Genomic DNA, 24,279 nt, shown 5'->3' with positions numbered 1-24,279 from the left:
CCTTAACGCGAAATCCGCGACTTTTGCGCCCAGAACCTGTAGCTCATGGTCAACCATGCCATAGACAATCCGACGAGGAAGCCCATCCAGACCCCCGGCGCGCCCCAGTCAAAGACGAAGCCGAAGATATACCCCGCAGGCATCCCCAGCACCCAATAGCTGAGCGCGGCGAGCCACATCGGCACGGCTGTGTCATGCAGACCTCTGAGCAAAGACAAGGCCACGACCTGCCCGCCGTCAGAGAACTGCATCCCCGCCGCGAACAGGATCAACACGCCGCCAATCGCAAGCACCTCGTCGCGGGCCGGCTCGTCCGGAGCGATGAACAGCCCGATCAGAAAATCCGGCGCCAGAAGGAAGATCGCCGAGGCCAGCGCCGCCATACAAAGCGAGAGCACCACCACCACCAGCGCGCCTTTGCGCAAGTCCGCCTCGTCTCCGCGCCCTAACGCATTGCCGACGCGAATCGTGCCCGCCTGTGACAGGCCGATCTGGGTCATGAAGGCGATGGCGGTCAGTTGGAGCACGATGCCATGGGCGGCCAGTGTCTCCGTGCCGATCCAGCCCATCATGATTGCGGCGGCATTGAACAGGCCGACTTCGGACAGGGACGTGATGCCAATAGGCACACCCATGCGGAATACGGTGGCAAACATCGCCCAGTCAGGTTTGAACGGATTGCGGAACAGATCGTTTTCCGGCGTGGACTTGGCCGCATAGATCACCAGCGCCACAAGCATCGCGCTGCTCACGATCAGCGAGGCAATCGCGGAGCCCAAAACCCCCAATTCCGGCGCGCCGAAATTGCCGAAGATGAAGATGTAATTCAGCCCCGAATTCAGGATCACCGCGCCGATCACCACGAACAGAACCACACGCGTGCGTTCCAGTGCGGAAAAATAGCTGCGGAACACCGCGACAATCAGGGCAGGCACCATCTCGAACCCCGCCACGGCCAGATAGGGGCGGGCTTGGGCGGCGATATGGGGTTCCTGCCCCAACAACACGAGAATATCGTCGGAGAACCCGAAGATCGGATAGATCGCGACTGCGGCCAGCACAGACAGCCAGATCGCCATCCGCGTGGCGCGGCGCACCGTGGTCGTATCCCCCTGCCCTGCGGCTGTGGCCACCAGAGGCACCACGGCAAAGGCAAAGCCGGCCAGCAGAATAAACAGGATAAACCAGAAGCCGGAGGCCAGCACCAAAGCGGCCAGTTCATCCAGCCCGTACCAGCCCATCATGACCACATCGGTCATGTGAACCGCGAATTGCGCAATCTGACTGCCCGCCAAGGGAAGCCCCAAGGCGAGAGTCTTTTTCGCGTGCTCGAAATATGTGCGTTCCATCGTCATGAGTCGGCCTATAGGCGGGTTTTATTGAACCGCCTAGTCAAAAATCGCGCACAGGGGCATCAGTTTTGGTGCAGCAGCGTCCCGACAGGGATGACGGAGCTATTTGCGACGCGCCGAACGCAAGAGACTGGTGTCATAACCGTTCCAGTCCAGAATGCCTTCGACCGCCTGTTTCCGGTCCGGCGGCAGGGTCAAATCGCGTGACAGCACATGGGCCTGACCTGAGGGATAGCCGATCACCGCCGTGTGGTATTCGGCATCAACCCAAAGCACCCAGAACTCCCCGCCTTTGAACGCGTAGCGCCCCGGCCCGACCTTGCGCGCAAGTCCGCGTGTCGGCTCACCATCGGCACAAGGCCCTTCGGTGACCATCAAATCACCGGATTTTTGCGCTGTAAATGTCACCGCCCCGATGACGCAGCTTTTGCCCTCCGGCACGAAGGCCGCCACCTCATACCAGCGGCCGGAAAAGGCGACCGGATCAAGTGCAGCGATAGAGGACATGGACACTTCGGGATCGCGGGGGCCGGTTGCCTGTGGCGTAGACATACAGCCTGACAGGGCCGCGACAGAGACCAGTGCAATGAAGACCTGTCTCGCAACACCGGTGCCACCGATACGCGGACTGCCTTTCACAACCAGCTTGTGTCCCGCATCCGTTGCGAAAGTTTTCAATCCACGCACAAGCTCACCTTCCGCCCTTCGGCGTCCAAAACATCGTTACACCCGAAGAGCGGCATGACCGGCGTGCAGCTCTGTGACCGCGCCAGACACATGCCGGTTGAGCAGTCGCTGGACGTGGAGCACCGCTTGCCCGCGTCCTTTGGCGTCTCGAAACAGGTCATGATACCGCCAAGCCCCCCCGTCTTGAACGTCCCGCCGCGCGCTTCGCAGGCGGCTTTCTGGGTCTCCGACGCATGAGGGTCAAACCCCGCCAGCCCGTAGCCGGCGGAGGTCTCCTGTTCTTCCCCCTGACAGGCCGCGAGGCTGACACAGGCCAGCACACTCAACAGAAACCGACGCATTCCCAACCCTGTCCTCACCTTACCCGTCCTCAATATGGCATCGGGTGGAGTTTGTGCAGTTTTTCGATTTCTTTCAACAGGTCTTCCGACAGGGTCACGTCGCGCGCGTCGAGAGATTTCTCAAGCTGCTCTACAGATGTCGCGCCGATGATCGGCATGGTGTCGAAAGGCCGTGTGAGCGTCCATGCCACCGCCATCGTTGTCGGGTCCAGCCCGTGTTTCTTGGCCAGCGCCACATAAGCCCGCTCTGCCGGCCATGTGCGTTCGGCCACGCGCCCGCCCAGATTGCCGTTGATATCCATTCGCGAGCCTTTGGGCACCACCGTGCCGCCCTTGTATTTGCCGGACAGAATACCCGCCGCCAGAGGCGAATAGGCCAGAAGCGTGATATCTTCATGCACCGCCAGTTCCGCGAGATCGGTGTCATACATGCGGAACATCAGCGAGTATTCGTTCTGGATCGACTGCATCCGCGGCGCGTTCATCTCTTCGGCCAGACGCAGCCATTGCGCCATGCCCCATGTGCTTTCGTTGGAGGTGCCGAATTCGCGCACCTTGCCCTTTTTCTGAAGCGTCCCCATGACTTCGAGCACGCTGCGCATATTGTCTTCGATCTCGGCTTTGGAGGGCTGTGTCGACGGATCGAATTTCCAGTTCTGGCGGAAGGCATAAGAGCCACGGTTGGGCCAGTGGAACTGGTAGAGATCAATGTAATCCGTCTGAAGCCGCTTGAGACTCGCGTCCAGCCGCGCTTCGAGATTGGAGGCGAGAATCCCCTCTTCGTTGATATTGCCGACGCCTGCGATCTTGCTGGCGATCACCCAATCCTCACGCCCGCCACGCGCGGCGAAATACTGGCCGATTATTTCTTCGGTATCGCCCGCCGTCTCCTTGCGCACGGGGTTCACCGGATACATCTCGGCGGTATCGATGAAATTGATCCCCACCTCTTTTGCGCGGTCGATCTGCGCATGGCCCTCAGCCTCTGTATTTTGCGTGCCCCATGTCATGGACCCCAAGCAAATCTCGGAAACCAAAAGATCGCTACGGCCGATTTTGCGCATTTTCATAGATGTTACGTCCTTCGTCATCTTGATGTTTGCGCACACATTAGCGCCGCGCTGCCGCAGGGCAAGCCGATGCACCCCCGCACAGGGCCGAAAAAGCCGCAGCGGTTCGTTCCTGCAAAGCAATGGTGCAAAATTACGCCTCGCAAAAGTGCATCCAAGGTTTAAATGAGCAGATGAGGATGCAAGGGAGACTTTCCCGTGCCTCCTTCTCCCTGTTGGACTTGGCGCGCATTCCCTCGGTTTGCGCGCCTTTTTTTGTCGAAAGCCGCTGGGCTCTGGCTCTTTGCGTCCAAGCGCGATAGGAAAGCCCACAAGACATATGTAACGGACCGGACGACCCACATGGCACGCACGCTCATCACCTCCGCCCTGCCCTATATCAACGGCATCAAGCACCTCGGCAATCTTGTCGGCTCACAGCTCCCTGCCGATCTCTACGCTCGCTACCGCAGGGCCCGTGGCGACGAGGTTCTGTTCCTCTGCGCCACCGACGAACACGGCACCCCCGCAGAGATCGCCGCCCAGAAAGCCGGCAAGCCGGTCGCCGAATATTGCGCCGAACTGCACGATATTCAGGCCGAGATCGCCGCAGGGTTCCGCCTGTCCTTTGACCACTTCGGACGCTCGTCCAGTGCTCAGAACCACAAGCTGACACAGCATCTTGCCACGCGCCTCTATGAGGCGGGGCTGATCGAGCTTGTGGAAGAAACCCAGATCTACTCCGAGACCGACGGGCGCTTCCTGCCGGACCGCTATATCGAAGGCACATGTCCGAACTGCGGTTATGAAAGCGCGCGGGGCGACCAGTGCGACAACTGCACGAAACAGCTCGACCCGACCGACCTCATCAACCCGCATTCGACCATCTCGGGCGCAACGGACCTTGAGGAAAGGGTTACGAAACATCTTTACCTTAAACAGTCGCAGATGCGTGATGCCCTGAACGACTGGATTGACAACAAGGCCGACTGGCCCGTGCTTACCACCTCGATCGCCAAGAAATGGCTGAACGATGGCGACGGGTTGCAGGACCGCGGCATCACCCGTGATCTGAACTGGGGTGTGCCCGTGCAATTCGACGGCGCACCGTGGTCGGGGATGGACGGAAAGGTCTTTTACGTCTGGTTCGACGCCCCCATCGAATACCTCGCATGCGGGGCAGAATGGGCGGCGAAACAAGGGCTTGAGGACGGGGCTTGGGAACGGTGGTGGCGCACGGACAAAGGTGCCGAGGATGTGCGCTATGTGCAATTCATGGGCAAGGACAACGTCCCGTTCCACACCCTGTCCTTCCCTGTCACCATGCTCGGGTCCAACGAGCCGTGGAAGATGGTCGACTACATCAAATCCTTCAACTACCTGAACTATGACGGAGGGCAGTTCTCCACCTCGCGCGGGCGTGGTGTGTTCATGGATCAGGCGCTTTCGATCCTGCCAGCGGACTACTGGCGCTGGTGGCTTCTCTCCCATGCACCGGAAAGCTCCGACAGCGAATTCACATGGGAAAACTTCCAGCAGTCGGTGAACAAGGATCTCGCGGATGTGCTCGGAAATTTCGTTTCCCGCATCACCAAATTCTGCCGGTCCAAATTCTCCGAAGCCGTGCCCGAAGGCGGCGCATATGGCGAGCAGGAGCAGGCGCTGATTGCCGATCTGACCGAAAAGGTCAAAGAATATCAAAGCCATATGGACGCTATCGAAGTGCGCAAAGGGGCCAATGCGCTCCGTGCGATCTGGGTGGCGGGCAACGAATACCTGCAATCGGCGGCCCCTTGGTCCACCTTCAAGGAAGACCCCGAAAAAGCCGCCGCGCAAGTGCGTCTGGGCCTCAACCTCATCGGGCTTTACGCCCGTCTCGCCGCCCCGTTCATCCCCGACACAGCAGGCAAGCTGCAGACCGCTCTGGCGCTGCCCGATCTCGACTGGCCGGAAGATGTGGCGGCGACGCTTGATGTGCTCAAACCGGGTCATACGTTTACGGTGCCGGACAACCTGTTCGCCAAAATCGCCGATGAACAACGCGAGGAATGGCAGGAAAAATTCGCCGGCAAACGCGACTAGACCCCGCCCGACACCGCAACGCGAAATGTTCGAAAAATGCAAAAAGCCCTCCAGACGGAGGGCTTTTTTGTGGTCGGCAAACCATCGGACTTCTGTCGGACATGCGTCGGACCTTTTTCGGGCCTGAGCCAAACACGGCCTACAGTCGGCTATGCATCCCGATTAGCTCCACCTGACTGTTCACCTGCATCTTCTCGAAAATCTGCTTGAGCCTCTGGCGCACGGTGGAGGCTTTGACGCTGAGCAATTCCGCGATCATGTTGGGCGTCTTGCCCGCGACCAGAAGCTCGACCGTTGTGATCTCCGCCGCAGACAGCCCATAGGTCTCGCGCAGACAGCTTTGCTTGAGCGCGGTGGTGTCGCTACATTCGGTGCGGATCGCGCAGACTTTGAAATGCATGAAGAAGTGCCGCAAATTCGGCGGGATCTGGATGATCAACACGCTGCTGCTCTTGTCGGCGATATTGAACTGATAGGCGCGGCTCATCGACAGGTCGGGATCACTGGAACACAGCTCCCTAATCTCGGCACCAAGCGGCGCGCTCATCTCATCGGGGATCACATCCCCCAACCGCGCGCGGGTCTGGATCTTGCCGCTGCTGTTGATGCTGAAACATTCCTTGCCATCGACATCGAGCACAAAGACCTCGGACTCCGTGCCTTTGAAAAACTGCGCAAAGGCGGCGATGTGTTTGTGGGCGGTTTCGTCGGCCTGCGCCGTGGCCTTGGCAAACATCGCCTGAATACGTTCGATCCTGGCCACATCATCGGCGCTGATCGGCGGGTGGTCATTGTCGAAATGCACCGTCATCGCCCAATAGCCGTTGGGCGTCAGAATACGGATGGAGAAATGCACCCCGAAATTCAACGGATAGAGATAGTCGCGATAGATCGGGATCATGTCCCGCTCCGCACGGTCCGCAAACACGTCCTGATCACAGGCATAGCCGCGCTCCATCATCAGCCCCAGCACCGCCTCGCGCGGATCGTTGCGCACCCAGCCCTCACCGATGTAGCTGGGCAAGGCCTCTTTCATCTCCTTGGTGCCCGCCATCCATGTGCCGCGAAAAAACGGGTCCGTAGCGGGAATGAGCGCCCCTGTGCCTCCCAGAATGTCCACAACGATTTTGAGCGCTGCGTCCCAATATTGGGCGTCTTCGGTTGCGCGATGCAACGTGTCTTCAAGCTCTTGGAAAAGGGTGTTCAAAGTCGGTCCTTATCGTCGTGACGCCCCGAACAGGGCAGCGAAGCCGCAGAAAGAAAAGGGAGATTGCCAGCGGCCCGCCTGTCACCCCCTCAAAACGGGAGGCCCGAGGAAAGGACAACGCGTCTTTGGATCAACTCTAAGGCGGTCTTGGACCATTTGGAAAATTTTTCTCGCCAATTTGGCCGACAACTCCCGTTTGGTAGTTCGCTTCGGTTTTTTTGCAACATACCCAAGTCTTACCCCCGCGCGCGGGGGTGTCCGTTTTTTAACGATAGGAACCCCCATGGCCCGACGTTTTGCGACTGCCTCCTTGCGCTATATTTTGATGACACTGGTGTTGGGCGGCGGTGTGCCCACAATGGCGGAGGCGCAGAACCTGATCGTCAATGGAGACTTCGAGTCTCCTGTCGTGCCGAATTACGGGGACAATCTTCTGGTTTTGCCTGCGCCGTGGCTTGCCTCACACGACATGAATGGCACCATGCCCGCGTCGTTGGTACGGGTTGACGGTCCGAACGGAGCCACAAGCACGGCTGCGCCCAATTTGTATGGTGGCGACGCGCTGATCCAAGCCCTGCCGCAAACGGATGCTTCCAACACCCCCGAAGGACAATATATGCGGTGGTTCGGCACCCCGCAATTTGGTCAGTCGATACATATGGAGCAAGACGGCTGCATCAAATTCGGTGCAGAGTTTGCTACTGCAAATGCCCAGCTAGTTCCTTCGTTAAGTCTGCTACCAATGGTTCAGATGATGATCCAAGAGTTTACGCCGAGCGATTTGGAAGCGTCGCAGTCCACCATACCGAACAATTCGAACGCCTACGGTCCCGCACTCAACTGGGCACAAAATTGGATAGCAACCGACGGCAGATGGCACGCACAAGCCATTTGGATGACGGTTGAGGCAAACAAAACCTATTTATTCAGCGCCATATCCCAGCATGGCGTTGCAATGGATAACATGTCTGCCGAATTTGTGCCTGAGGAGCAATGTGCTGCAGGCTGGACGCCGCCAATTCCCACATTGGAGGCCAGCGATATTTCCCTCACCAAATCCTGCACGCCAGCCTCCTCCTCCGAACATAACGGGCAGGTCGGTCAGGTGTGGGAATGTTCCGTGGATGTCACCGTGCCGAGCGCGCCTTTTGCGGGCAGTTTGAGCGTCACGGACCTCTACACCCCGATTTCGACCACCGCGAGCGAAGTGGTCTCCGCCACATCCTCTTCGGGTGGTTTCGACTGCACGGCGGGTGCGACCTGCATCATCGACGGGGCGGATTTCGATGCGAGCGGCACCGATACGCTCGACTTTGCCATCTTTGTCACCAGCACCGAATTGCAGGACAGCTACCCGATGCAGAACTGCGTCGAGGGCAGCTATGACGACGGGACGGGCGTGGTCAGCCCCATTGCGGGCAACTGTGTGGATGCGCAATGGATTCCGCGCAGCTCTATCGACAAGAGCTGCGACCCTCTTGAGGCGGACGCATCGGGGTCGATGACAATGAACTGTCAGATCGAGGTGACGGGCACGGACCTTGCGACGGGGAGTTATATTTTCGCCGCTGATATGTTCGGCGCCTTGCCGCCCATGACCACGACGATTGCGGGCACGATGATGAATGTCACCTCGACCGAGCCGTGGTCTTGTGTGGATCAGAACATCAACAACCCCGGATCGACGGGTCTGTGTGAACTCACCGCCGCCGATATGCTGGCCGCAGGTGGCGCGTCGACCCTCAACGTCAGCTTCGATTTCAGCGCAAGCGAGTCAGAGGGTCAGGTGGTCAACTGTCCCATGACCGACATTCTGCCCGCCTCCTTTATCGGTGCCGCTGGCCAGCGGAGTGCCGCGCCCGATGTGGATGCGCCGCAAGCCGATACGATTGCAGGCCTGCCCGACAACTGCGTGGTTCTGGATCTTCCCGTGTCACCCGAACCGCCCGAATTTGCCTTGAAAAAAGCCTGTCGTCTGGGCGGGGTGCAGGATGGGAACGCCTTTTATGCCTGCACGATCTACATCAGCCAGACCAGCGGCGCGCCGATCACCGGTCCGCTGACCTTTGACGAGCTGTTCTCGACCACATCGGGCAGTCCCGCGACGCAATATATGCTGAACATGCAAGGCACCCCCGCCATGCCGAACGGATGGGATTGCCAGCAGCCGCCCTACACCAATGGCGCAAGCTGCACGATTGCCGCCGCCGATTTCAACACCAACCCGAGCCACCGGATTGATGCCTATCTGTCGATCCCGATTTCGGAATTTGGCGACGAGAGCTTCGAGAACTGCGCACAGGTGCGGATCGGGGATCAGGTCGTCGGCGCAGCGGACTGTGTCGAGGTAGAGCAGCCGCCCGTCGAAACCGTCTTTGATGTCACAAAACAGTGCAAAGAGGCAGGCCCGCGACAGACATTCGGTTCCTCGGTCTGGTTCCAGCCCTATCAATGCACCCTCACGGTCGCGACCAACGCGCCTTTCACGGGGCCGCTGTGGCTTTCGGAAGCTCTGTCCTTCGGGCAGAACTCCGGTGCGGGTTCGATCCTCAACATCACCTCCGCCGATCCGTGGATCTGTTCCACCCCGCCCTATGCGCCCGCGGGCCAAGGCACGACACCGGAGTGCAGCATCGACGGCGCACAATTCCCCGCCTCGGGCCATTCGACCCTGACCGTTGATCTGATGATGAACGGCGCGATGGATCTGTTCGGCGCGGAGAACTGCGTCTCGATCGGTCTGGGCAAAGAGGTCGGAGAAGGCGAACCGCTGGCCAGCGATTGTTTCGAGATCGCCCCGCCGCCTGCGCCCGAGCCAAGCCTCGACATCACCAAGACCTGCGACCCCGCCGTGTTGGGCAGTGATGGCATCTGGACGGCGGAATGTGAGATCAACGTCCATTTCGAAAATTTCGACACGACGACCAACCGTCAATTCTACATTTACGACGAATTGGGCGGAAATGGTCCGCAGACGCCGCTGACCTCGCTGATGCCTTTCAATGCAATGGGCGCAGGCGGCTGGGGGCCATCAACCGGCACACCCGCAGGGTTCAACAACGCCACCGGAATGCTTCTGAACTATCTGCAAGCCGATGGCAGCGCCACGATCACACAGCCTTACACCGCAACCTTCTCCGGTCCTGCGGGGCAGTTGATCAACGGTGGGCCGATCACGAACTGCGCTTGGGTCACGATCCCGACGCTCTCCATGCGTGCGCCTGAGGGGCCGGTCGGGGATGAAAAGGTCTGCACACCGATCACCTTCCCCATAAGTGCGGTGGGCAATACCGGTGTGATCCTTGATCCCGCTGTGCCCGACACGCCCGAACCGGATACCCCCGTTGGCCCCGTCATCGCGACAGGTAGCGTTGGATCGACACGACCCATCATCGACATTGTGCGTCCCGAGACACCGACGCCGGTGCCCGATGTGCCGCGTCCGATATTGACCGTGGGAAAGGAACAAACCGGAAGCTGTGATCCCGACCGCATCAGCCAGACCTATGACTGTGGCTTCCGCCTGCGTGTCACCAATACGGGCGACGGGGCCTATCTCGGGCCGCTGGTGCTGACCGATACGAGCGGCGCACCGGGGATGGTGGCGGCGCAGGTGGTGTCGGGCAATGGCTGGACCTGTGGTGCGGTGGTGAACGCGGCGATGTCGTGTTCCAATCCCGCGCTCAACCTTGCACCTGGAGCATCAACCTATATCGACCTGCGCATGACGGTCAGCGCCCTGCGCAAAGGTGGCACGTTCCAGAACTGTGCGGCAGTCGGGGTTCCGGCCAACCGCACGGAACGCGTGGCCCTGATCCAGAAACTCATGAATGATCGCGGCCTCAACGCGGGGCCTGTTGATGGCAAACCGGGGCAAAAGACCTACACCGCCCTGTCCAAACTGCGCAGCGATCTTGGCCTGCCGGACAGCCGCGAGTTTGACGATGCGCTATTCGAGGCGCTCGGCTTGCCCCTGCAAGACAAGGGCGCGAGCTCTTGCGTCACGGCCACGCTGCCCGCAATGCCCGCGCCGCCCCTGCGCTGCGATGCGGTGAGCACGGTGAAACAGGGCGAAACCTGTGCCTGTCGCTATGACAACATGTTCGCCAGCAGCAACACCTCCTGCCAATGCGTCAAAGGGTTTGAACTGGTGAGTGGCAAGGGCTGCGTCGAGGTCATCGCCGACACACCTGCGCCAGCACCAACCCCTGCGCCCACGCCCGCGCTGCAATGTGACCTGCGCTCGACCTATGAACGCGGTGATATCTGCGCCTGTATCGATCATGAAAACGCCAAAAACATCTCGGCCACGCAATGCGGTTGCACCAATGGCCTGCCGATGATCAACGGCAAATGCCTTCCGATTGCGATCAAGCCTTCAACCCCCGTTGACGACGTTGATGGCACTGAGACATGCAAAATCAAACTCAACGGAATTTGCATTAAATAACAAAGTGTTGGCCCTGTGTTATTGGATAGCACGGGGTCGATATCGCTTATCTCTCACGGGTTTGTCATCAGTGAGTGGCCGCATTTGAGGCGCTTCAATTCAACTTTATGAAAGATAAAATCATGACTCCGAATTTTCGCAAGATCGCACTGACTGGCACCATCGCATTTGGTACGCTCGTCGGTGCAATGTCCCCTGCATTTTCCATGTCGGTGAGTGAGTATTACGCGTTTGTCAAAGACTGTCATGGCAAGGGTGGTAAAACGGGCGTTCATTCGGATGGCTCGTTGGGGTGTCACATCGGGATGGCCCCTGTCGAGATTGACGGCTTCAAAGAGGCGCTGGTCCCCTCGAAAGAGCAGATTTCCAAACTCTCGATCGAAAAACTCCCCACAAAGATGCGCGCTGAAACTCAGGGGGAGCAGGTTTTGAAATCCGACGTGACCTCGCGCGGCAGACTGGCCAATGATTGGGCGGTTAGCGAAATCAAATGATTGGGCGGTTAGCGAATGAACCGCTCCTCAAGGCGCAGGCGGTCCCTTTGACCTCCGCGCCCCCCTTTCTACTCTCCAAATTCGAAAGATGAATTCATGACTTCAAGACGCAGATTTTTACTCGGCGCAGCCGCCATCGGAACGAGCATGATGGCGGGGCTTTCTCCCGCGCTGGCCATTGGCGGCAATGATCCGATTCCGGGCGTCGATATTATCATCAAGAAAAATCCCGGCAGTAAGCCGATCAATCCGTATTCCCTCACGGGCAGCGAGATCAAAATGCTCAACGGCCTCAAGGGCGCGGATCGTCCGGCCTTTGTTTTGAAAACCGTCGCCAAACACATCGGTGAGGATGGAGAGTTCGTGGCCTCCGGCATGAAGGCGTTGAGCGATATCTGGTGTGGACCGTGCAAGATGGTCAACGACATCTCGGTGAAATTCCCCGTTGGTGAAGCCACCTACATGCTGGACCTGCACATTCACGGAAAAGGTTCCGCACCGTCCAAATCACTTTCCGACGCTATGAAGCGCGATTGATACTCGACCGGCTTTTGACCACCTCAATATATCCAACAAGGACAACACTATGACCCTTTTTACGACAAAGAACCTTCTCGCCGCAGCCACGCTTGGCCTCATCCTGCCGCTGTCCGCACAGGCACGCCCCTATGACGTGTGCTATGCCGACACAGGCGATGCGATTGGGTGCTGGCTTTCTGAAAAACTCGGCGGGGATTACATCCACTTCGGCGATCCCGATACGCCAGAAGAAGATTTTGAGGTGCAAACCCTCAGAGCGGAAGGTTACATGAAACTCGACCCGATCAAAGGCGAGGTGATCGAGAAACGCGCCGCAACGATGAAACTCGGCGAGGGCGCAGCACAGCCAAATGCAGCACGCGCCAAGACCGTCAAACATGTTCAGGTTTGCAAAACCGGCGAGATCATCGAGATGATCAAAGAGAAAGTCCCTGCCGAGAAGATCGCGGCAAGCTGCTACAAATAACATGACAGGGTGCGGCCCGCCGCTCAGAGCGGGTCGCCCTTTTTCTTTTCAATTCGAGGTTTTCCGCATGTCCCGTCCCTTTCCCGCTGCGCATATGTCGCTTCTCGCCCTTGGTCTGACCGTCTCCGCCTTGGGGGCCTCGGCCGAGATGATGGAGGTCGTCGGCATTGCGGATGGCGACACATTGAACGTCCGCCAAGGCCCGAACGCCGCCAGCGCCGATATTGGCGATCTGGAGGAGCATACGATGGTCGAGGTGCTCGGTCGGAACTTTGCGCAGACATGGGCGCAGATCCAGTATGGCGATCAGTTGGGCTGGGTCTCGACGGCCTATCTCGCCTCCTCCGCACCGCCCCCTGCGGTGATTGGTGCCAATGTTGTCACCGGTATTGCCGCAGACGATCCCGACGGCGGGCTGGTGGTGCGCGGTGGTGCTGGCACGGACTTTGCCGCCATCGGCACGCTGCGCAACGAAACCGTGGTGCATGTCATCCAGATGGCCGAGGGCGGGACATGGGCGATGATCGGTTTCGGCGGCAATGTGGGTTGGGTCAGCACGGCCTATCTGACGGCGGCCAATACCCTACCCGCGCCGACCGGCGGCGTTGATCCGCATACGGCCCCCGATGGCGGCCCCCTGCCTGCGGTGTTTACCGTGACGGGCGTGGCAGCGAACGACAAGCTCTGGGTCCGCGATGCGCCAAGCGCGACTGGCGCTCGGCTCGGCGGGCTCACCCCCAATTCGGTGGTCAGCCTCAACGCACGGGCATCCGAAGACTGGGGACAGATCACGCTCAACGGCCAGATCGGTTACGTTCACATGAGCTACCTCACCCGCGCTGCCGAGAGCGGTGGCACCACGACAGTGAACGGATTCCCCTTGGGGCTGACCTGTCGCGGGACGGAGCCGTTCTGGACCCTGACCGTCGCTCAGGACCGCACGGTGGAATATACCTCGCTTATTAACGGCGCGGACCCGATCACCTCGCTGACGCAAACGACACCCGCCATAGGTGGCGGCTATCCCTACACCTTCGGCGCACAGCGCTATTCCGGCACGCTTGATCAGACGGCCTGTTCGGATGGCATGTCCGACATCAGCTATTCCATGTCACTGATCCTGACCCGCGCCTTGAACGGCGGCGGATCGGAAACGCTCTACGGGTGCTGTAATGTAGAATAGAACGGTCTTGGACATGGCGGCGGCTTGCGAAAGACAGATACAGGGGGTCGGGGCCGCAGAACGGATTCTGCGCACCAAGCACCGGAAAGATTCGGCAAATGTTGCCTCTTGCACAACATGCTTCAGGAAAATGCGGCCTCCGCCTCTTCCATAGCCTCAAGAGTGACTTGCGCGGCACGCTTCCAGGTAAACTCCTGCGCCCGTTTCTGGCCGGCATGTATCAGTGCGTCTCTCTTGGACGGGTTTGCCACAAGAGCCGCCCTACTGAAATGTCTCTGGCCCCGAGGAATAAAATTTACCCCCCTACCGCTCGCTACCCTCTTGGCCAATTCCCTACAGAATCGTATAAATACTGTATGCGAAAGAAAAGCCGCCCCAATATGGAGCGGCCCAACTATCGCAACTAGCCGATTGCAGCGGCAAAGTGCAATGTACACACCTAATTTATACGGGATTTGCTACGCCGCTGCAATCAAAACTGGAACCGTTTTGACGGAGCTGGAAATGAGCGATTTTCGGAACTTGATCCACACGGTATCTGATCTCATTAGTGGGATCTTCTATCTTGTACTTTTGATCGACCGACTAAAGTAATGACGAAGTTGGGGCCGGAGGAATTCGGCCCCCTACTTCAAACAGATCAAATAGTTTCGACTTCAATATCGCAAAGATACCCACCGCTGTCGCTCACATGCGCTACACGAATGATCAGCCATTCTCTATCAACCCCCTGACAAAACCCCGCCAGGACAAGCCGTGTCCTTGCTATAAAATATTGTCGGTGGAAGCGCAAAAAAATGGCTAAGGGACCAGCGTCAAGTTCGGAACATTTCAGAAATTTCAGGAACCACGAAAGCGCGATCATGTTCACTGGTACCCGCGGCCGGACTCGAACCGGCACGACCTGTTACGGCCTAAGGATTTTAAGTCATTTGTGTTTTGCTCAAAATCAACGGCTTACGATTTTTTAGTCCCATGAACATAACAAAAACAAAGGGTGACTATGGGACCAGAACACCCGAAACATCTTCGCGGACCCTTCCTGGCAATCAAGAGACGCAGAATGCACGCAGTGACAGAAATCCCATGCAATGAAATTCCCAGACATGAGGCCCAGTACCTTTCACACTTGCGAACGATAGAAACCAGATAAAAGGTAATCCCCTCAAAAAATACGCTGCGAATTCAAGTGAAAGAATTTATATCTATAAAGCCTCCCAACAAAATCACTTTTTGAGAAGGTCGTTCAAAGCACCACGAGCGAATGCGTAGTTAGATTCTGCTGCCGTGAACAAATTCGAGATCAATGACATATCAGGTGACGATGCGATTTTTGAGCACTCATTCTCCTGCCCAGTCGCAATATTTTCGAATATACTTAAATCAAATCCACCATTCCAAACCCATTCGTCCTCGTCAAAGTAATATTTGGTGCGGGTCGCTGATACGACAAAGGATTTATCATTAAGATCGGCTTTGAAGGATCTGTCCACCTCAGTCCACGCATCGCCCTTGAAAAGGTCCGTTGGGGACCACGAAATTTTCTGAAGGGAGGTAAGTTTTAGAAGTTTCGAAATCGCAGCTCGCCATTGTTCTGAGGAATAACTCATATCCTCGCGTCCTCTTCTTTCTGGTAGGTTTCGATTTCATCAGCTAATTCACTCAAACTACTTACCAACGCCCAAAAGTCATCATCTTGGTTGACCGAGGTGCTAGGAGTCATTTTAGTGCTTAACTCGTCCATATTTATCTTTACTTTCTTATACTTAGACTCAACCGATTTGGATATCAATTGAAGGTTCTTTATTTGCACCCTTTTAACGGAGCGCAGTACGACGCCAACTTCTGGAACAACTTGACTAGCTCTCAGATCACTCATGGAGCTTTCGGCATGATCCACCAGACGTTTGGTTATTCCCAGAATTTTATTATGAATATCGGGCAATCTACTTTTGGCAAAGTACTTATTGGAAATCTGCGAAACGCCTAAAGCAGCATAGAATGAGAAAACCACCCCGACATACCCCGCAATACCACCAAATATCGACCACGCCATAGACGCATCAAACGGATTGGTCCCGATTAAATAGGAAGAGTCTACAAGGTATACTATTATAATTAAAACAATCGGCAAGATAACTGCCCAGGAGATAAATTTGAACATTTTGACCATATCGGCATCCAAGGATAAGCTAAGATAATCTCCATACATTAGATGTCTGAAATGTGGTTTGTCAAAACTTACACAATTGAAAAATCATACTCTTATTCTGGCAAACACGTGAAATACTTTTGAGCTTTCAGCTGGAGAGCAAGCTAAGCCATACAAGCGCAGACCATCCCTCACTATGACGTCAAACGTTCCTTCAAACAGTTCGCGGAATTAAGTGGTGAGCCTGCCGTGCCCTTCAACGAATCTATGGACATGGAACAACAATCGTACAACTTATTGAGACCAGTTTGGGAGCAAATCCTTGGAAAACCGCGCAACTACTGCGATGAAGGGGGCACAAGAAAGCAGCGGCTCATACGGCATACTCAGGGGGTGCTTGGATATGGAAACCGATGCGGCAAGCGCGCCCCCGCCTTTTTGATTATTTAGTAATAAGATGAAAATATTATACACGATACTTACCGCCGTGCTGGGTTTAGCCCTGAACACCCCAGCCCACTCTGATTTTATTGACACACAATGGTCAGTCGGCGGGTTCACTGAGGAGGCGTGATTTATCAATCAGCAAAGCGTCATAGGCCAATCCCAGATCTTCAATCGCGGTTTCGCGGAAGGATCGCATCCAATCACCGAGAAGGCAGTGCCTCTGAGGTGTTTCCAATCACAACGTGCAAGGTCAGCACGAAGTGTCACAGTCCTTTTCCTAGCGGTGCGATTTAGATGACCTGACGCTTACGAGACAAAGAAGAACGTATCGAAATCGCCGCCATAATTCATGCCCCCTGTTCGACATCGAACTCCGCAATCAGGAAATCGACCGTTGCCTCATCGCGCAGCTTGCAAACGATGTTCTGGTTCGCAAACGCGCCTTTGAAACGCTTGGCGTGGCTGGGGTCTACGGTCTTGCGCCATTCGACACCCACCACGTGCTCAGCCTCTTCTGGGGCGGCGCCGGGCCGCTTCATCCGTGGCTCTATCAGCGGCTGATCAAACAGCGGGCCATCCGGGGTCATAAACTCGGCGGCTGGCACAACCTCGCTCGTCACCACGCCATAGCCGATATACCCGTTTCCCTTGTCATAGACGAAGACCTCATCGCCCACGCTGAGTTGTTGCAAGCGTTTGGAGTAGAACTCTCCGCCACCGGCAGAGATGAAACCATAGCGCTTCATGTCCTCCCACGAGCGATGCTCGCCCAGCCCTGCGTTCACGAAATAGTAGCCTGACCACGGGGCGCGGACCTTGCGTTCTGACCGTTCTTCCACCTCGTCTTGATCGAGCAGGAAATCAGTCGTTAGCCATTCGCGGCCATCGGCCTCGAACACGTTGAAGAACGCGGTGTTGATCGCCAGCCCATGCTCTTCCGACAAATATTCAACGATACGGCGCGACGCGGCATCCAACTCGCTTGCGACAATCAGCATGGAATGCGTCGCGTTCAACCGCTCGGGGATGCCCTGGTCGAAACGCTCCCGAAAAGCAGTCACAAGTCGCTCGCCCAGATACTTCTCGGCTCGCTCGTAGACCTCCGGCGTAGTCAAGGTCCGCACCCATGACGCGTAGTCGAGCACTTGGGCTACAACCTCGCGCGGGGTGCGGTCTTTCTTCAACTCGATGATGATCAAACCGCCCGTGGCGTCCATTGCCAGAAGGTCGATGAATTTGCCGTGGTCTGTGGGTACCTGTCTCCCGATGACCATCGCGTCGAGGCCCAAAAGGCTTGGGTCGGACTCCACCCAGTCTTCGATCAGCTTTTCGTTGCTGAGTGCCCGTCGGACCGCAGGGCGTAGCTTTCCGTCTGATATGGCGTAGAGCGAAGTCATGCGGCTTCATCCTCCTCGTCTGGCGGGTATTGCTCCGCAAGCGCAGCGTGCAGCGCTTCGATCTGATCAAAACATGGCTGCTCGGTCAACTCAGTGATGTCGTAGTCTCTGCAAAAAGCCAAATCACTTGCTGACATGTAGAGCTGCTTCACGAGGACTTCGGCAATCTGCTCGCCCACATCGACGTACTCGCGTTCTTCGCCATTTTGAGAGGCGATAAGGAAGTCGCGGTAGCCTTCTTTGATGATCTCTTCACTGTGGCGCTGGATTTCGGCCACGGTCCGCAGGACATCCCTCACCTTCCGTTCAAACTCGCTTTCCGAGTTGAAGAAAATGTTGCCATTGGCGTGGGCCGTATTGTTCCGCTCGCCCACCAGCTTGGCATAGGTCCCGATCTTGCCGTTGTCGCATTGGATTAGCTTGAGGAAGCGGAGCACTGTGCTTTCATTCACCACACTAAAAACAAACGGCGATGTTGCTGCCATCAGGTCCTTTTCCATGTTTTTGTTAAATCCGACCATCGCGGTTTCAAACTGCACCGGACGGATCAGCTTGATCTGCCAGATGTTGAAATAGACAAAGCTCATCACAAGCATGTGGTAGGCGAGAAAGGCAAACTGGTACTTGTCATGTTCGACATTGGTTTCGAACGCCTCCCAGAGAAAACGGACATAGTCGCGTTCCTTGGCGGTGTCATAGGAAACCGGCAGGTAATCGTGGATCGTTTCCGCCCCTTCGATCATGCCCCTGCCCCCTCGTCCGCCTTGGCCTCTCCCCAGACACGGGCGATGGCGGCGTCGATCTTCTTTTCGAAGCGGGTGATCAGGTCACGGTTGCCATCAATGATTTTTCTCTCTGATCGAATGTCAGCTACCAGTTGGCTTTGGATGTCGATGGGCGGCAAAGGAATCTTGATTGTTTTTATCCTAGCCAATGCAAGTTTCGGCACACCGACAGCATGGGTCAGCGTTTTTATCTGTTCTTGTGCTTCGTCCGTCGACAAGGCCGTTGCTAAGTATTCATTTGAAACCACTGAGGCATCAAGAACGATCTTGGCAGCGTTTTCAGTCAGGTTTGCCCCATCCAACTCACTGGGAATGCAGCCGGTCAAACCGATGGTTCCTGCGATTGAGATATAGACGTCCTTCGACGAAATCACATAGCGGGAAATCTGTTCGTAAATTTCATTGGAGATGTATTTTAGATCATCAGTTCGTACAGATTGGTCCGCGAAATCAGACACTCGTATGTAAGGGTGGTTAGTGACCCCTTCTGCATACGCTTCGCCCTTAGGTAACCTCTTGCCGCCTTTGACCTCGCCAACCTCACCAACGTCTACGATGGGCCACTCAGGATCAATCGGGATGTGGGGGCGGTAGTTGTCGACGACGGCGCGGGCACCGTCGATGACGCGCTGATAGCTCTCGATCTCGGCCACAATCTCCCGCTGCACCTCAAGCGGTGGCAGGGGGATTTCCCAGTTCTTAAAGAACCCAGAATGAAAGCTTTGTACGGTAACACCGGGCTTGATGCCCTTCGCCAGTATTTCTTGGCTGCGTCCTTTAAGGTTCCAATAGAGGAAGCTCGACAAGAGCCGATCCTCGTTGGCAGTCAGGGCTACCAAGTCTTGGTTAAACGCAACTTCGCGCCCAGCAATCGCAACGGGGAAGGAGTGCTTCAAAATCCCCGACCGCACCACGCAGAGGATAGTGCCCGGCGGAACTAAGGATGTCGCGCTATTACTTACGGCCTCGGCAGAAATGTGATCCGCTGTATCAGTGATCACGTCTGCTTTCATGTCCTTTGGGGACACCCACGGAATGTCACCTTGCCAATAGCTTTCATTGGCTTTCGAAGGGGTGCCCCCGCTCATCCGAGTTGAGATTTCACCGAGTGGAACCATTGGCCAAGCACGCTGAACAACGACCTTTTCTTGATAGCGCTCGGCGCTCAGGTTGAACTCACCGTCTTCGGCGACCTTCTTGCGTTCAACAGCATTCCCAAGAACGCTCTCCAACTCCTCGCCAGCGCCGCCCCGCGCGGCTTGCATCCAAGCGGTCAGCTCTGTCTTCACCTTGGGAAGCTGTGATCCCTTCTGTGCCTTGCGCTGTGCGCCAAGCTGAAAGCCATCATTTTCGATTTTGAAGAAGGCAACGTGCTGGCTCGCCTTTGCCACTGAGCGGTCAAGTATCAAGATCGAGGTCTTCACGCCCGAATAGGGGTTGAACACCCCCGCAGGCAACGAAATCACGGCGGCGAGATGGTTTTTCACCAACATCTTGCGCAGGGCCACATAGGCGCTCTGGCTTTGAAAAATGATCCCCTCGGGCACGACAATCGCAGCGCGGCCATTCGGGGTCAGATGCTCGGCGATATAATCGACAAACAGCACTTCGCTGCGCTTGGACTGCACCTGAAACTTGGTGTGCGGTTTGATCCCTCCTTTCGGCGACATGAAGGGCGGGTTGGCAAGGATTACATCCGCCATTTCCGTCCATTTGTCCTCAGACGTGAGCGTGTCGTACTCCTCAACCTTCGGATCGGCAAAACCGTGCAGATATAGGTTCACAAGGCTCAGCCGCACCATGTCGGGCGAGATGTCATAGCCCTTGATGTTTTGAGCAAGGCGCTGCCGGTCTTCTTGGCTCAGCAGATCGCCTTTGAACCGTTTGGGGTTCTCAATGGCCTGCTCGGCGGCATCGCCCGCGTTCTCGACCCCGTTGCTGTTTGCAACATCAGAAGAGTTCATTTTCAGGATGTGCTTGTAGGCCGAAATCAGGAAGCCCGCCGTGCCGCAAGCAGGATCCATGATGACCTCGTTCTTCTGCGGGTCGATGATCTCGACCATGAAGTCTATGATATGGCGCGGGGTGCGGAATTGGCCTGCATCGCCCTGACTGCCAAGGACGGATAACAGGTATTCGAAGGCATCGCCCAGACGCTCGCTGTGGTCATAGGTGAAGCTGTTGATCTCGCGCAGGAAGGAGCGGAGTGTTTCAGGATCACGGTAAGGCAGATAAGCGTTGCGGAAGATTTGACGGAAGAGTGCGGGCAGGCCGTCATTCTCAACCATCTTGGTCAGCGCTTCAGAATAGGTGTTGAGCATGTCCTGCCCGGTGACGCCCTGGGCGACCAGCTTGGACCAGCGGTATTTCTCATACTCGCCGGTGAAAAAGGTGGGCTTGCCGCCCATCTCCTCAGCCTCAAGGTCCATGTCATCCATGAACTTGTAGATCAGCGCGACAGTGATTTGTTCGACTTGGCTTTTCGGGTCCGGCACCTTGCCCACAAGGATGTCGCGGCAGGTATCAATTCTTCTTTTTGTTTCGGTGTCGAGCATTGGGGGCTTTCGTCACATGAAAGGGTTCAGGGACACGTAGTCCTTGATGTATTCGGGAATGCGTTTGCGCCACTCTGGAGGAACCTCCTTGAGGTCGCGCGTGGTGAATGTGGGATTTACATTGAGGTCCGCAAACTGGCCAGCGTCGATCTTGGCGCGGACGTGGGCGTCGCGGATGTATGCTTCGAAGAAATAGCGCATTTCGCGAATGCGGTCGCCTTCTTCGGGCTTTTGGTCGGTCAGGAACTTCTGGAACTCGTCCTCGATCAGCTCGGACTTGCTCTTGAACTTGGGAATGAAGCCGAACGCCTTTTCAATCAACTCACGCACTGAGATGCGTCTATCAACGCCTGCGGCGCGGCGCAGTTTTTCAAGGTTAAAGTACTCGCTTGGCTTATCGAAGATTTCTTCAATCACGTGGCGGGTGGCGGCCTCCCAATTCTGCGCCTCGACCAGTTGGGAAAGTGTATCGTCGCCTCGCGCGTGCTCTTCGAACTTGCGGAACAACTCGCGGTCAATCCGCATCCCTTCGGTACCGATCTGCGTTTCGACCTGTGATACGACATCATCAGGATCGAAGTGCTCATAGGTGCCGATCCCACCGTGCGTGGTGCCACCTTCGCCACCTGCTCCGCCGGTAGATAACGGCATTGAGGGTGTGGGAGGGAGCGTCAACTCCTCGTCGTATTTGAACTTCTCCTCGAAGTACTCGCAATTAGCAAAGAAGTCGAAAAGCCTAAAAGTGTCTTTCGCGACATCGCCCAGCGCAGCTTTCTTGGCCGGATCAAACATTTCTTCAAGGAAGTTGTGCTTGCGCGTCCCGCGCCCTTTGATTTGAACGAAGTCAGAGGGCGAAAACACAGGCCGCATCAAAGCGAGGTTCAATAAATCAGGACAATCGTACCCCGTGGTCATCATGCCGACGGTAACGCAAACGCGAGCCTTGGAGGTGCGATAGTTCTCCAAGAAATCACTATGCCCGCCAAGGTTGTTGTTCGCGAAATTCACGGTCATACGTTGAGCATCTGCAACGTGACTCGTGACCTGCATCGCGAAATCAGAGTTGTATCGCCCCGGCCAAAGCTGATCGGCCATATCATTTAGTACCTGGGTGATTTTTGCCGCATGGTTCTGGCTTACCGCAAAGGCAATAGTCTTGCCGAACTCACCCGAGATCGGGTCGCGCAGCCCATGCTCCAACAACGTCTTGCAGAAAGCTAGGTTGGTTGCTTCTGCGAAAAACTTCTTCTCGAAGTCCCTGCCCGCAAACACTTCCTTGGCTTCGTTCCCCTCTTCATCAACCGCCTCAACTACGAAACCTTCATCGGAGAGAAGCTGGGTCGTCACGCCCGTGCGCGCATCAACAACGTATGGATTGATCAGGAATCCGTCTCGCACCCCATCAATGAGCGAATAGCGATAGGTTGGGTCGCCCGATGCACAACCGAACGTCCGATATGTGTCGAGCATCATGCGCCGTTCGGTTTCGCGAGGATCGCGCTTTGCACCGTCTTTCTTGCTGCCTTTCAGGTAGTCACGCGGGGTAGCGGTCAAACCCAGCTTATAACCGATAAAATACTCAAAGACGGCTCGCGCATTGCCTCCGATTGAACGGTGAGCTTCGTCCGAAATCACGAGATCAAAATCGGTGGGGGCGAAATGACGGCGGAATTTATCATTGAACAATAGCGACTGCACGGTCGTGACAACGATATCCGCCTTTCGCCAGTCGTCTTTCTGTTCCTTATAGATCACGGATGTGAAATCGTTTTTCAGATAGCCCTTAAAGGCTTTATCGGCCTGCACTTCTAATTCAAGGCGGTCGACTAGAAACAAAACTCGCTTGGCATTTCTGGTTTTAAGAAACAGCTTAATCAGGGCGGCAGAAGTTAAGGTCTTACCTGTCCCTGTAGCCATTTCGAAAAGAAACCGGGTCGCGCCGTTCTTTGCGGCCTCCTGCACGCTACGCACAGCATCAAGCTGATACTTCCGCAAGAACCGCAACTTGTTCTTCTCAATGAAGCTAGCCCGTTCTGCGTCTACACGCCAAGCCGCTTCTTGAACGTAGCCGGGCATCTGCGTGAGGGCAATGTAGTCCTCTTCAACGTGTTCGCCGGCCAATCGCTCGGCATCAGGTTCGAATTTATAGTGATTCCCGACCTCATCTGGCGCGGGGAACGTGGAAATCACTATCGGATTTCCTTGCCTCAAATCCCACAGGTAGTGAATGTTTCCGTTGCTAAGGATGACAAATCGGGCATTTTGTGATCGCGCATAACGCCGAGCTTGCTCTTTGCCTACAAGCGGGTTCTTGTCTTCAGATTTTGCCTCCAAGACAACGAGAGGTTTGCCATCTCCGTCCAACAATAGGAAATCGACAAAGCCATTGGAGGTCTTTTCTAAGTCCTTTCCAAGCTCATCCAGTGCGCTCTGCGTGATCTGTACGTTTGGCTCCAAAACAACATTAGCTGGCCCGTTTTTATCGTCGAAAAACCGCCACCCTGCATGCTCTAGGAGCCGGTTGATCTTAATTCTGGCAGTCGCTTCCTTGCTTGCCACCCTACGAAACCTTTCGAAATGAGTTTCTGGCCCATATTTATCTAAAATTAGCCTAAATAGGGAATAATTAAATTCTTATAAAGACTTAAGATTCACAATTGATCTTCTTCGCGTTCGCGCAGAAATGCAGAGGTACGGGAGAAAGCTTCTAATTCCCACAGATCATTTTGAGCACTCTTCGTTTCACCACTACGTGTCCGTGCCGCAAATTATCAGCACGCTGACTACGCTCTCCGCAGCGAAATCTCTTCGACCATCTGAATCCCCTCTGCTTCGACAACAAATTCGCCGCGACACCTACCCTAGTGCACCCTACCCTTAAGGGTCAATATCTCAAGCAAACCGTCAATCCAGCTTGAGCAAAATTGCTGCGCAATTTAGCCCCTATCCATTAAATCCCCACCTTTCGAAGTAGCAATTTCGCGCTCCGCGCTGACGCGTCACGACGAGTCTCCTTCCTTTCCTTTCCTTTCCTTTCCTTTCCCTTCCCTGTCTGCATGCATATGCATGCACGTGCGCGCACATGCATTTAC

At 56.0% G+C, this 24,279-nt stretch carries 17 protein-coding genes; 6 read left to right on the top strand and 11 right to left on the bottom strand.

What is annotated here, in order from left to right:
• Window positions 1-2 precede the first annotated feature (2 nt).
• The 4 genes from KO492_RS05575 to KO492_RS05560 form a co-directional block, all read right to left on the bottom strand.
• Window positions 3-1,355, bottom strand: coding sequence for an MATE family efflux transporter (locus KO492_RS05575; RefSeq protein WP_216044040.1), 1,353 nt, complete (start codon window positions 1,353-1,355; stop codon window positions 3-5).
• Between the two features lie 99 nt (window positions 1,356-1,454).
• Window positions 1,455-2,039, bottom strand: coding sequence for a lipocalin family protein (locus KO492_RS05570; protein WP_216044039.1), 585 nt, complete (start codon window positions 2,037-2,039; stop codon window positions 1,455-1,457).
• Window positions 2,027-2,380: a hypothetical protein gene (locus tag KO492_RS05565; RefSeq protein ID WP_216044038.1), complete on the bottom strand. Its 354-nt coding sequence runs from the start codon at window positions 2,378-2,380 to the stop codon at window positions 2,027-2,029. The genes KO492_RS05570 and KO492_RS05565 overlap by 13 nt, the downstream gene beginning before the upstream one ends.
• 29 nt (window positions 2,381-2,409) lie before the next feature.
• A complete protein-coding gene (locus KO492_RS05560) occupies window positions 2,410-3,450 on the bottom strand; it encodes an aldo/keto reductase (RefSeq protein WP_216044037.1) in 1,041 nt (346 codons plus the stop codon).
• A gap of 342 nt (window positions 3,451-3,792) precedes the next feature.
• On the opposite strand from KO492_RS05560, the gene metG reads away from it, so the two are divergent.
• Window positions 3,793-5,511: a methionine--tRNA ligase gene (gene metG, locus KO492_RS05555; RefSeq protein WP_216044036.1), complete on the top strand. Its 1,719-nt coding sequence runs from the start codon at window positions 3,793-3,795 to the stop codon at window positions 5,509-5,511.
• Window positions 5,512-5,650: 139 nt separating this feature from the next.
• Here metG and KO492_RS05550 read toward each other — a convergent pair whose 3' ends face one another.
• Window positions 5,651-6,718 carry a helix-turn-helix transcriptional regulator gene (locus tag KO492_RS05550; protein ID WP_216044035.1) on the bottom strand — a complete coding sequence of 356 codons (1,068 nt, stop codon included), beginning with the start codon at window positions 6,716-6,718 and terminating at the stop codon, window positions 5,651-5,653.
• A gap of 283 nt (window positions 6,719-7,001) precedes the next feature.
• Between KO492_RS05550 and KO492_RS05545 the strand changes: the two genes are divergently transcribed.
• From KO492_RS05545 to KO492_RS05525, 5 genes are all read left to right on the top strand, one after another.
• Window positions 7,002-11,168, top strand: a complete 4,167-nt coding sequence (locus tag KO492_RS05545; RefSeq protein ID WP_216044034.1) for a peptidoglycan-binding domain-containing protein — start codon at window positions 7,002-7,004, stop codon at window positions 11,166-11,168.
• Between the two features lie 122 nt (window positions 11,169-11,290).
• Window positions 11,291-11,662 (top strand): hypothetical protein, encoded by a 372-nt coding sequence (locus KO492_RS05540; RefSeq protein ID WP_216044033.1) that lies wholly within the window; start codon window positions 11,291-11,293, stop codon window positions 11,660-11,662.
• Between the two features lie 96 nt (window positions 11,663-11,758).
• On the top strand, window positions 11,759-12,199 hold the full coding sequence (locus KO492_RS05535) for a hypothetical protein (RefSeq protein ID WP_216044032.1): 441 nt from the start codon (window positions 11,759-11,761) through the stop codon (window positions 12,197-12,199).
• Window positions 12,200-12,248: 49 nt separating this feature from the next.
• Window positions 12,249-12,668, top strand: a complete 420-nt coding sequence (locus tag KO492_RS05530; RefSeq protein WP_216044031.1) for a hypothetical protein — start codon at window positions 12,249-12,251, stop codon at window positions 12,666-12,668.
• A 67-nt stretch (window positions 12,669-12,735) separates the two neighbouring features.
• Window positions 12,736-13,851, top strand: coding sequence for an SH3 domain-containing protein (locus KO492_RS05525; RefSeq protein WP_216044030.1), 1,116 nt, complete (start codon window positions 12,736-12,738; stop codon window positions 13,849-13,851).
• A 1,226-nt stretch (window positions 13,852-15,077) separates the two neighbouring features.
• Here the strand turns inward: KO492_RS05525 and KO492_RS05520 are convergent.
• From KO492_RS05520 to KO492_RS05495, 6 genes are all read right to left on the bottom strand, one after another.
• Window positions 15,078-15,461, bottom strand: coding sequence for a hypothetical protein (locus KO492_RS05520; protein ID WP_216044029.1), 384 nt, complete (start codon window positions 15,459-15,461; stop codon window positions 15,078-15,080).
• Window positions 15,458-16,024 carry a hypothetical protein gene (locus KO492_RS05515; protein WP_216044028.1) on the bottom strand — a complete coding sequence of 189 codons (567 nt, stop codon included), beginning with the start codon at window positions 16,022-16,024 and terminating at the stop codon, window positions 15,458-15,460. Before KO492_RS05515 ends, KO492_RS05520 begins: the two co-directional genes overlap by 4 nt.
• 773 nt (window positions 16,025-16,797) lie before the next feature.
• The gene (locus KO492_RS05510) at window positions 16,798-17,847 is read right to left on the bottom strand and encodes a nuclease (RefSeq protein WP_216044027.1); all 1,050 of its coding nucleotides are present in this window, start codon (window positions 17,845-17,847) and stop codon (window positions 16,798-16,800) included.
• Complete coding sequence (locus KO492_RS05505) at window positions 17,844-18,590, bottom strand: hypothetical protein (RefSeq protein ID WP_216044026.1); 747 nt, start codon at window positions 18,588-18,590, stop codon at window positions 17,844-17,846. The genes KO492_RS05510 and KO492_RS05505 overlap by 4 nt, the downstream gene beginning before the upstream one ends.
• Complete coding sequence (locus KO492_RS05500; RefSeq protein WP_216044025.1) at window positions 18,587-21,187, bottom strand: N-6 DNA methylase; 2,601 nt, start codon at window positions 21,185-21,187, stop codon at window positions 18,587-18,589. Before KO492_RS05500 ends, KO492_RS05505 begins: the two co-directional genes overlap by 4 nt.
• Before the next feature lie 12 nt (window positions 21,188-21,199).
• Window positions 21,200-23,746 carry a DEAD/DEAH box helicase family protein gene (locus tag KO492_RS05495; RefSeq protein WP_216044024.1) on the bottom strand — a complete coding sequence of 849 codons (2,547 nt, stop codon included), beginning with the start codon at window positions 23,744-23,746 and terminating at the stop codon, window positions 21,200-21,202.
• Between the last annotated feature and the right edge of the window lie 533 nt (window positions 23,747-24,279).

It is taken from the genome of Celeribacter halophilus (assembly GCF_018860305.1).
Classification (GTDB): Bacteria; Pseudomonadota; Alphaproteobacteria; order Rhodobacterales; family Rhodobacteraceae; genus Celeribacter; species Celeribacter halophilus_A.
This window is presented reverse-complemented; position numbering and strand designations above follow the sequence as displayed.